The following is a 10348-nucleotide window of genomic DNA, read 5'->3' on the forward strand; positions in this document are numbered from 1 at the left end:
GAGCGGCACACGAGGCTCGAACTCGTGACCTCAACCTTGGCAAGGTTGCGCTCTACCAACTGAGCTAGTGCCGCTTTCTTTATCTTAGGGGCTATGCCCTCTCAACACGGACGCATTCTACAGAGATTATTAAACGCGTCAATATAAAAAATGCTAGTTTTGAACTGTTTGCTTATTTTTTATCTAAAACGGTGTGTAATTAAACGTTTAGGATCAATTTTTGGTCAATTCTGACCATGCCGCTATTAAATACTGCAACATAGAACTAAGCGTTAAGAATGTTGCGACGTACAAAAGGCCATAACTTAAGTAGATCATCCATGTATCAAACTGCCAGATCAAACCAATAATGGCTAGCATCTGTGCTGCAGTTTTAAACTTACCCATGTTTGATACAGCTACGTTGTCACGTTTACCCTGCTCTGCCATCCATTCGCGTAAAGCAGAGATAACAATTTCACGGCTAATAATAACTAATGCTGGAATAGTCATATACAAACTTTGGTAGTGGCTTGATAAAGCAACCAGTGCTGCACACACCATTACTTTGTCAGCGACAGGATCTAAGAACGCACCAAAAGGCGTTGACTGATTTAAACGACGCGCTAGATAGCCATCAAGGATATCTGTGATTGACGCAAGCCAGAAAACAAACGCAGCTGCAAAAAATGCCCATGAGAAAGGCAAATAAAATATCACCAAAAAAATGGGGATAAGAAAAAGTCTAAAGGTTGTGAGTGTGTTTGGAATATTCCACATAACTACTTGGAGATGTCTTTTTTTACTATATTCGCACGAAGGCTAAGCCTTGTCATGCAAATGATTAAATATCTTTTCAGCCATTTCAGGGCTGATCCCAGGAACTTGTTTTAATTGGTCTATATTAGCAGCTTTTACCCCTTGCATGCCCCCTAAATATTTTAATAATGCTTGTCGGCGTTTTTGTCCTACGCCGGTAATTTCTTCTAACACTGATTGTGTGCGTTGTTTTTGTCGTTTATTACGATGCCCTGCAATAGCAAAACGGTGCGACTCATCACGAATATGCTGAATTAAATGCAGCGCTGGCGCATCTGAATCAAGTGGAATTGTTTTACGTCCGCCATCAATTAATAGCGTTTCTAACCCAGGCTTTCGACTTGTGCCTTTTGCAACACCCACCAGCAATGGCATTTTATTATGCGGCCAGTTTTCAAAATATTGCTCAGCACGAGATAATTGACCTTTACCTCCATCGATAAAGATAACATCGGGTATTTTTTCTTCATCGACTACTTTGTTGTAACGTTTATTAAGTGCAAATTCCATCGCGGCATAATCATCGCCACCGGTGATGCCGGTAACATTAAAACGGCGATACTCTTTATTGTTAGGTCCTTGTGAATCAAACACCACACAACTTGCAACCGTGTTTTCACCCATTGTATGGCTGATATCAAAACATTCCATGCGATTAATATCATCGAGGCGTAATGTTTCTTTTAATTGTGCGTAACGTTTATTAATGGAGTCTTGGGTACTTTGCTTAACACTAATGCTATTAAGGGCATTTTTATTAGCAAGCTTTAAATACTGTGCTCGCTCACCGCGATTAGCAACTTTTAGACTCACTTTACGTTCAGAGATTGCCGTAAGTGCTTCACTTAAAGGCTCAATTTCTTCAATACTGAACGGTAAGATAATTTCTTTGGCAATGCGCCCCGTTGCACCAGGTGCTAAATAATACTGACCTAAAAACGAAGTCAGTATTTCTTCTTCACCGGAGTCTTTTGGTACTTTAGGGAAATAAGTTTTACTGCCTAGCACTTTGTGGTCGCGGATCATTAATAAGTGAACCGCATTTAAACCATTTAAATGCGCAAAACCCACTACATCCATTTCGGCATGATTACCTGAAATAGATTGTTGCTCCTGCATTTTTCGAAGCAACATGATTTGGTCACGCACTTTGGCCGCAAGCTCAAATTTAAGTTCTTTACTTGCTTGCTCCATTTTTGTGACTAAATCGGCGATAACTTCATGAGATTTACCCAGCAAAAACTTACGGACAAAATCAACTTCTTGTTGGTAATCTTCATCGGATATTTTATTTACACACGGTGCTGAGCAGCGCTTTAACTGATATTGTAAACAGGGACGGCTTCTCGCTCGATAATAGGCATCTTCACATTGGCGAACCGGAAAAATTTTTTGCATTAAACGCAAACTTTCAGAAACCGCTCCCGCACTTGGGAATGGACCAAAATATTCGCCTTTAATTTTTCGGCTACCACGATGAAAAGCAAGTCGCGGGTGCTTATGATCAGTTAACAGAATATATGGATATGACTTATCATCTCGCAGCAAAATATTATAACGAGGCTGATATTTTTTTATTAGATTGTTTTCGAGTAATAAGGCTTCGGTTTCGGTGTTAGTCAGGGTGACTTCAATACCGCAAATATTACTGACTAAGACACGCGTTTTACTATCAGTTACATTGCTACGGAAGTAACTACTGACACGCTTTTTTAGATTTTTTGCCTTACCGACATAGATAACTTGCCCTTCACTATCAAGCATTCGGTAGACACCGGGCTCACTTGATAGTGTTTTTAAAAAACGGGCTGGTTCGAAATCAGACATTGAGCAAATTAATGCGAGCTATCAATGTCGATCATTTTATGACGAATTGCTAAATGGGTAAGTTCAACATCCCCCCCTACATTTAGCTTTTCAAACATACGATAGCGATAGCTATTCACCGTTTTTGAACTGAGGTTCAAACGCTCTGCGATGTCTTGCGCTTTCTCACCTTTAGTGATCATCAGCATGATTTGCAGCTCACGCTCGGACAAACTCTGGAAAGGGTTTTCATCTGTTCGCCCACTTACCTGGGCAAGCGCAATTTGCTGCGCAATTTCAGGCGCAATATAACGTTGTCCTGCATTCACTGCACGAATGGCGTTAACCATTTCATCAGAACCGGCACCTTTAGTTAGATAACCGTGTGCACCGATTTGCATTACTTTACTTGGGAATGGGTCTTCACAATGCACAGTAAGCACAATAATTTTTACATCTGGGCAATAACGACAGATTTTCTTTGTCGCTTCTAAACCGCCAATACCTGGCATATTCATGTCCATCAACACGATATCTGGTGAATGTTGACGGCAAAATTGCACCGCTTCTTCACCGGTTTTAGCTTCACCCACCACTTTAAAACCGCGAACATCATCAAGTATACGTCTGATCCCTGTCCGTACAAGTTCATGGTCATCAACTAAAAGTACATTAATCAATGGAACACCCTCAAATAACCAAATAGCTGCTTTCGCACAATTTAATGTGCCACATTAGCACAGAAAAAGTGAAACGATAAATCAAAATATCGTTTCACTAATTAAATTTAAGCTGATGCTTTCTCGCTGAAACGATCAACCCATAGGGCAATGATACCATCACCTGTTACATTACAGGCAGTACCAAAGCTATCTTGTGCTAAATAAAGTGCAATCATTAATGCAACCGCACCTTCATTAAAACCAAGCATACTTGTTAAAAGACCCAATGCCGACATAACTGCCCCACCTGGTGCGCCAGGCGCAGCAATCATTACAACGCCTAGCATCATAATAAATGGCAACATACCAAATAACGATGGTACATCCATATTCGGTGATAAGAACATGACAGCCATTGCACATGTCACAATCGTAATTGTTGAGCCCGATAAATGGATAGTTGCACATAAAGGTACTGTAAAGTTAGCCACATCTTCTTTTACGTTATTTGCTTTACTTGAGCGAAGCGAAACAGGAATTGTTGCTGCACTCGACATTGTACCTAAAGCAGTAAAATAAGCGGGTAGCATATTTTTTACAAGCTCTAATGGATTACGCTTTAGTAAAAGGCCTGTAGATACATATAAAACAGTTAGCCATAGCCAATGCATAATTAATGCAGCTAGCAAAACAATACCAAAGGTTTGTAGCGTATCAACCACGGTGCCAGCAACTGTCATTTCCGCGAAAACACCGGCAATGTAGAAAGGTAACGCAGGAATAATTACTTTTGCTAGTAAGCCATCAATCACATCACGGCCCTGATCTGATACTTTCTTTAAAGTATCAAGCTGTAATTGGCTCATACCAATACCAAAAATGAAAGCCGCAGCAAGTGCTGTCATGACACTCATTAGAGGTGGAATTTCTAAATCGATAAAGCTACCTACTTCTGTAGCAACTTCAGCCTCAAACGTTAAACCGCCATCAAACAATGGGATCATAGCGCTAACAAGTAAAAATGCTAAGGTGCCGGCAATAACGGTTGAACCATATGCAAAGCCAACTGTTTTTCCTAACAGGTGGCCTGACCCTTTTGGTAAACCAGCAATACCTGATGCGATAAAAAATAAAATAATTAACGGAATGGTAAAGGTGATCAACTGACCTATTATTTCTTTTACTGTGTAAAGGAGTTCAACACCTGTTAGTGGCACATATAAGCCCACTAAAATACCGGCAACAATACCAGCAATTAATTTTAGAATTAAATTCATAACGATCACTTCAATTTTTAGGTGGTAATCTTTTACCACGTTTTAGTTTACTTTTGTTATAAAACAGCCAAATTAACGTTTAACTGCGCAAATTACCACCACAGCTTGTTAGAATCTAATTTGAACGTAAATATATGCGCCCTGTCGCGTTGCATTTGTTAACAAAGTTGCAAATTAATAACATGCTCGCAGTTTTGAATACCCGTATAGTGCTTATGTATAAATCAATGTTAAGTGCCGCTCTATTGAGCGTGCCTTTTACCAGCTTGGCCACCAGCCAACCTGTCACCCTTCCTTTTATTGCAGAGCAGGCAACAATCGACGGCCAGCTTAATGAACCAAGTTGGCAACGTGCCAAAAAAATTACCATAGGCAACGTTACTTGGCCTTACGAAAACAGTAAAAGCCCCGTCACCACCTACGCTTTTGTTTATGAGGATGGCGAAACACTCTATGTAGGCTTTGAAGCGAGAGATCCGAACCCTGAACTTATTCGCGCCTTTTATCGTGATCGTGATGCTGCCTGGGATGATGACTTAGTTGGCCTAAAAATAGATTCATACAATAACTCTCAATTAGCCTATCAATTTTTTATTAATCCTCTTGGCGTACAGCAAGACTCAATAGAAAATGAACTAACCAAACATGAAAGCTCATCATGGGACGGTATTTGGGATAGCGTCGGTGTTATTCATGATAAAGGCTATACAGTTGAAGTGGCCATTCCATTACGCGTATTGAATTTTGACGACAGCGTAGCGACTAAAACGATGGCAATGGAGTTTTTACGCTTTTTACCGCGCAGTGAACGGTTACGTATCTCAAATATGCAGATTGACCACGGGAACAATTGTTGGATTTGCCAAATGCCAAGTTACCAAGGCTTTGAACAAGCAAAGCAAGGCAATAACGTAGCGATTATTCCATCTTTGGTGCTTGGCAAAAATGAGACCCGTGATATTGATGGCTCTCAAGTAGCTGATTGGGAGTCACAGAACAATACTGAAGCCAGCCTAGATGTTAAATGGGGGATCACCCCAGATATCACCTTAAATGCGACGATTAATCCTGACTTTTCTCAGGTTGAAGCAGATGTTGCACAATTGAGTGTGAACAATAACTTTAGTTTATTCTTCCCTGAAAAGCGTGCCTTCTTTTTAGATAACGCTGACTACTTTGCCTCTACACTTAACCTTATTCATACCCGTAATATTGCCCAGCCAGATTACGGCACGAAAATCACCGGCAGCAAAAATGGTCATACATTTGCCGGCTTCATTGCCAATGACACGCAAACCAATGTGTTGATCCCTGGAAATTTAGGTTCATCTCTTGTCGCCCTAGACGAGAAAAGTGAAAACGGTGCCCTGCGTTATCGATACGATTTTGAATCAGGCTTATCACTTGGGTCAACTGCAACACACAGACAAAGTGATGACTATAAAAACACAGTTTATAGTTTGGATAGTAAATACAAACCAACAGTAAACGATGTGTTCTTAGTGCAAGTATTAAAGTCACAAACGCAATACAGCCAAGATTTTATCGACGAGTTATGTGATGGTGATAACTGCTCACAACCCGAGCAAGTGAGTTGTGAATTAAATAGCGACTGCGACTATAACGAAGGCGTACTGCGTGTTTTGAGTAAAGAACAGCAATCAGGCACTGGTTACTACGTAAAGTATCAACATGACGAGAAATATTGGCGCGCATTTGCCGATTATAATTATCGCGATGCCGATTTGAGAGCAGACTTAGGTTTTATCTCACAAGTTGATTTTAAGAAGTTTACGACTGGGGGTGAATACCGTTGGTATGGTGATAAAGGTAATTGGTGGAATCGCGCAAACCTTTATGCCGATTGGGATATTACTCACAACGAAAATAATGAACTTCTCGAAAAAGAAGCACAAACCAGCTTTTCAGTCAGCGGCCCGTTACAAAGCTTTTTTGAGGTCTCTGTTGAGCATCGTAATCGCACTGGCCTTCGCCACGACAAATCACGTTTAGATATCGACGGCAACACCGGCTTGTTTAGCGAAAATGGCGTTGGCTTGTACAGTGACTTTAAACCCAGCGCTGGGGTATTTGCTTCTTTATATATGTACACAGGTAATGCCGTTGATTTAGCTAATAACCGCGTTGGTGATAAGTTCCATATACGCCCTGTGCTGAATATGAACCTTGGTAAGCATTTTGAAGTGCGTTTACGTCATACTTATGAGCAACTTGAAGCCGATGGCAGTGAAGTATTTACCGCCAATTTAAGTGATGTGCGTTTAACTTACCAATTCAACGTGAATAGCTTTTTACGCCTTGCAGTCATTTATACCGATTTAGAACGCAATCAGGCTAATTACATAGATGATGTTGATAGCCAATATAAAAAGTTAGCCACTCAGCTACTGTATTCTTACAAGCTGAACCCGCAAACTGTATTCTTTGCTGGTTACTCTGATAATGGCTATCAAGATGATGAGCTGTCATCAATGACTAAAGAGCAGCGTACGTTATTTGCCAAGTTTAGCTACGCTTGGTTGCTTTAAGACCCTATTAGCGCACCTTTTGGTGCGCCCTCCCCTTACTTTGTTTGCTTGTTCCTAAACTATATTAATTCCAACTGAAACTCGCACCTTGAGATGGTTTGGGTATCTAAGCCTATTCGCTATATGTTATAGCCAAACTTTACTTTCGTTTTTTATTCACCACAGTAAAGTGTGACTATTACAGATCAATAGCCTAAGCTCATTGATCACGATTGAATAAATTGCTTCCAAGGGAACAGTATGTCTAACATTTTTGAAGATAATTCATTAACGATTGGTAATACACCAATTGTAAAGCTTAACCGCGTAACATCAGGTAATGTTTTTGCTAAAGTAGAATCACGTAACCCAAGCTTCAGTGTTAAATGCCGTATTGGTGCTTCAATGATCTGGGAAGCAGAAAAGTCAGGTGTCTTAACTAAAGACAAAGAGTTAATCGAGCCGACTTCAGGCAACACAGGTATTGCACTAGCATTTGTAGCGGCTTCTCGTGGCTACAAACTAACTCTAACTATGCCTAACACAATGAGCCTTGAGCGTCGTAAATTATTAAAAGCGTTAGGTGCTAACCTAGTTTTAACTGATGGCGCTAAAGGCATGAATGGCGCAATTCAAAAAGCAAAAGAAATTCAAGCAAGTGAGCCTGAAAAGTACATTCTTTTACAACAGTTCGAAAACCCAGCTAACCCAAAAATTCACTTTGAAACAACAGGTCCTGAAATCTTTGAAGCAATGGACGGAAAAATCGACATTTTCGTAGCAGGTGTTGGTACTGGTGGTACTATTACAGGTGTTAGCCGTTACCTTAAACTAGAGAAAGGCTTAAATGTACAATCGGTTGCTGTTGAACCAACTAACTCGCCAGTTATTAGCCAAACTTTAGCTGGTGAAGAAATTAAACCGGGCCCTCATAAAATCCAAGGTATCGGTGCAGGCTTTATCCCTGGCAACCTTGATTTAGAAGTTGTAGATGCTGCAGAGCAAGTATCAAATGAAGATGCCATTGCCATGGCTCATGAACTGATGAAAAACGAAGGCATTTTAGTGGGTATTTCTTCAGGTGCCGCAGTAGTTGCTGCAAAGCGCCTTGCTGAAAAACCTGAAAACGCAGACAAAAACATTGTGGTAATTTTACCAAGTGCAACTGAGCGTTACTTATCAAGCCCATTATTTGCTGAAGAGTTCAGCGATAAAGAGCTTGTTCAGTAATCACCAAGAATCTCTTAGTTTTTAAAAAGGATGCAAACATGCATCCTTTTTTATTATCCTAAATAAATAAAACTATTAATTTTACCGAGTTAACTTTACATCATGCTCATTTAGTCACACACTTTATTTTAAGTTCACTCGAAAAACTACAACAATGAAAAATATACTTTTAATTTTTATCCTTTTAAGTAGCAGCATTCTTTCTGGTTGCGGCTCTGAAGATGCACCAAAAGGTGAAAAAAACACCCCTGGTAACGTAGCGACCCTCTATTTTGATGCTTTGTATAACCAAAACGATTTAAATAAAGCGATGGAATACGCCACGCCGAAAATGGCGCGAATTATGAAATCTTATGGTACCGCTGGGCAGTTCGCTCGCAACTTAGTCAATATGCAATACGATGAAGTGGTGATTGAAGTCGATATGACTAACATGAGCTTGCGCGAACAGTATGGCGATAAAGCCAACATCAATTTGATTTTTACGGGTTATTTTAATGGTAAGAAAATTGATGATATGCGCAGTGTGAAAATGATGCGTAAAAAAGGCAATTGGTACATAGAAAAAATAAATGCCGATCCGTTTGCGCGATAATTGATTACTAAAACTAAAAAGGGCCTGATGGCCCTTTTTTGTTTTAGAGTATTACTGCGAACTGATATTCGTATTACTCTTCGTCAAACTCTTGATGTTGACGCTGTGCAGGACGCGCTAAGATTTCAACATAAAACGATGTAAGCTCTTTTGCTTCAATATCGCTAATACATTTATTAATCTCTGCCACGTGAACGACATTGGCCTCATCCGCTGATTCACCAAACTTACAGTCAAACGCCCAATAGTCGGCACCTGCTGGGAGTGTTTTATTACGCTCACGTTTCAAGTATTTTTTTACTTCGTGCTTGGCTGCATCAACCATACGAGGGTATTTAATTTTCTCGTGGTTTAGCGTGAATGTTTTCTTCATTATAGTCCTAGTAACTTGGTTCAATGACAATGGCATTAAGCCATAGACTGCTATTATAACAAGCGCATCTTAATTTAGCTGTACTTTTTATTAAGTTTATTCATAGTCTATGACAATTCGATTAAGCCTCGAATGCTAGGCTGTCGCCAAATGCAGAGGTTGATGTATCGCCTCATTAGTAAGACTATCATAAAATGCGGCAGCGTCGATTTGTGGGCGCTCAACGGGTTTGTTTTTTTCATAAAAGCGTTTTCTAACTGCTGGCTCACAGTTATCAATCACTTCTAGCGGCACATGTTGCTTATCATCACGAACAGTCAAAGGCTCTGGATTTAAGCAATGACGTAATTTTATATCTGATAAACCACCTTGCAATAGTCTAAATGCATTTTCTTGCCCAATTAGCATATCAAACTGTTCGGGAGCTAATGGTTGTGTAGGACCAGCACCTAATTCAGTACGCAGAGCAGACTCAGATACTTCAGGATTGCTTAATTCAGTTTTTGGTAGGTGGAACTGGCTAAAATCGAGCGCATCATGAGAAAGCATTGCGAGTAATAAAGCAAACTCTCCAGAGCGGTGCTCGTGAACACTTTTATTTAGACGATTATCTAGTTGACTCTCTGTGAGCAACAAACCATCAATTTGCATAGTCTTTAGCCAAATAGTTTCTTGATTAACCAGTTATCGGCATTTATGCATTTTTCTTTAGTTTTTTTCTTTACTTAAATAATCAGTTTGCTATTATCAGCGCCGTTGCATTGGAGGGGTTCCCGAGCGGCCAAAGGGATCAGACTGTAAATCTGACGGCTCAGCCTTCGCTGGTTCGAATCCAGCTCCCTCCACCACTTTTCTTCTCAGTGAAGTGGGGCCAAATGCAATAGTAAAAATTTGTGTGGAGGGGTTCCCGAGCGGCCAAAGGGATCAGACTGTAAATCTGACGGCTCAGCCTTCGCTGGTTCGAATCCAGCTCCCTCCACCACTCTTACTCTTTCTAGCTTTACTCTTTCTAGCTTTACTCTTTCTAGCTTTACTCTTTCTAGCTTTACTCTTTCTAGCTTTACTCTTTCTAGCTTTAA

The 10348-nt window shown here is 40.3% G+C and carries 9 protein-coding genes and 3 tRNA genes; 5 read left to right on the plus strand and 7 right to left on the minus strand.

Annotated features, from left to right (window positions below):
• Position 1: 1 nt before the first annotated feature.
• The 5 genes from ISP07_RS19430 to ISP07_RS19450 all read right to left on the minus strand — a co-directional run bounded on the left by ISP07_RS19430 (position 2) and on the right by ISP07_RS19450 (position 4543).
• Positions 2–74 (minus strand) — tRNA-Gly (locus ISP07_RS19430).
• Positions 75–213: 139 nt separating this feature from the next.
• Positions 214–759 (minus strand): CDP-diacylglycerol--glycerol-3-phosphate 3-phosphatidyltransferase, encoded by a 546-nt coding sequence (gene pgsA, locus ISP07_RS19435; RefSeq protein ID WP_054564017.1) that lies wholly within the window; start codon positions 757–759, stop codon positions 214–216.
• Between the two features lie 42 nt (positions 760–801).
• Complete coding sequence (uvrC, locus tag ISP07_RS19440) at positions 802–2625, minus strand: excinuclease ABC subunit UvrC (RefSeq protein ID WP_209328620.1); 1824 nt, start codon at positions 2623–2625, stop codon at positions 802–804.
• Positions 2626–2633: 8 nt separating this feature from the next.
• Positions 2634–3284: a UvrY/SirA/GacA family response regulator transcription factor gene (uvrY, locus tag ISP07_RS19445; RefSeq protein ID WP_054553647.1), complete on the minus strand. Its 651-nt coding sequence runs from the start codon at positions 3282–3284 to the stop codon at positions 2634–2636.
• 107 nt (positions 3285–3391) lie between these two features.
• Positions 3392–4543: a dicarboxylate/amino acid:cation symporter gene (locus ISP07_RS19450; protein ID WP_054553767.1), complete on the minus strand. Its 1152-nt coding sequence runs from the start codon at positions 4541–4543 to the stop codon at positions 3392–3394.
• 215 nt (positions 4544–4758) lie between these two features.
• On the opposite strand from ISP07_RS19450, the gene ISP07_RS19455 reads away from it, so the two are divergent.
• The 3 genes from ISP07_RS19455 to ISP07_RS19465 all read left to right on the plus strand — a co-directional run bounded on the left by ISP07_RS19455 (position 4759) and on the right by ISP07_RS19465 (position 8896).
• The gene (locus ISP07_RS19455; RefSeq protein WP_209328621.1) at positions 4759–7092 is read left to right on the plus strand and encodes a carbohydrate binding family 9 domain-containing protein; all 2334 of its coding nucleotides are present in this window, start codon (positions 4759–4761) and stop codon (positions 7090–7092) included.
• A 240-nt stretch (positions 7093–7332) separates the two neighbouring features.
• Positions 7333–8301: a cysteine synthase A gene (cysK, locus tag ISP07_RS19460; protein WP_054553648.1), complete on the plus strand. Its 969-nt coding sequence runs from the start codon at positions 7333–7335 to the stop codon at positions 8299–8301.
• A 154-nt stretch (positions 8302–8455) separates the two neighbouring features.
• Positions 8456–8896 carry a hypothetical protein gene (locus ISP07_RS19465; protein ID WP_138618601.1) on the plus strand — a complete coding sequence of 147 codons (441 nt, stop codon included), beginning with the start codon at positions 8456–8458 and terminating at the stop codon, positions 8894–8896.
• A 73-nt stretch (positions 8897–8969) separates the two neighbouring features.
• Here the strand turns inward: ISP07_RS19465 and ISP07_RS19470 are convergent, their stop codons facing one another.
• Together ISP07_RS19470 and ISP07_RS19475 are read right to left on the minus strand one after the other, a co-directional pair.
• Positions 8970–9269: a DUF6172 family protein gene (locus ISP07_RS19470; protein ID WP_054553650.1), complete on the minus strand. Its 300-nt coding sequence runs from the start codon at positions 9267–9269 to the stop codon at positions 8970–8972.
• Between the two features lie 135 nt (positions 9270–9404).
• Positions 9405–9920, minus strand: coding sequence for a VC2046/SO_2500 family protein (locus ISP07_RS19475; RefSeq protein ID WP_209328622.1), 516 nt, complete (start codon positions 9918–9920; stop codon positions 9405–9407).
• Positions 9921–10032: 112 nt separating this feature from the next.
• Between ISP07_RS19475 and ISP07_RS19480 the strand changes: the two genes are divergently transcribed.
• Positions 10033–10117 (plus strand) — tRNA-Tyr (locus tag ISP07_RS19480).
• Between the two features lie 49 nt (positions 10118–10166).
• Positions 10167–10251 (plus strand) — tRNA-Tyr (locus ISP07_RS19485).
• Positions 10252–10348: the final 97 nt, after the last annotated feature.

This window comes from Pseudoalteromonas sp. PA2MD11, assembly GCF_017808125.1.
Lineage (GTDB): Bacteria > Pseudomonadota > Gammaproteobacteria > Enterobacterales > Alteromonadaceae > Pseudoalteromonas > Pseudoalteromonas simplex.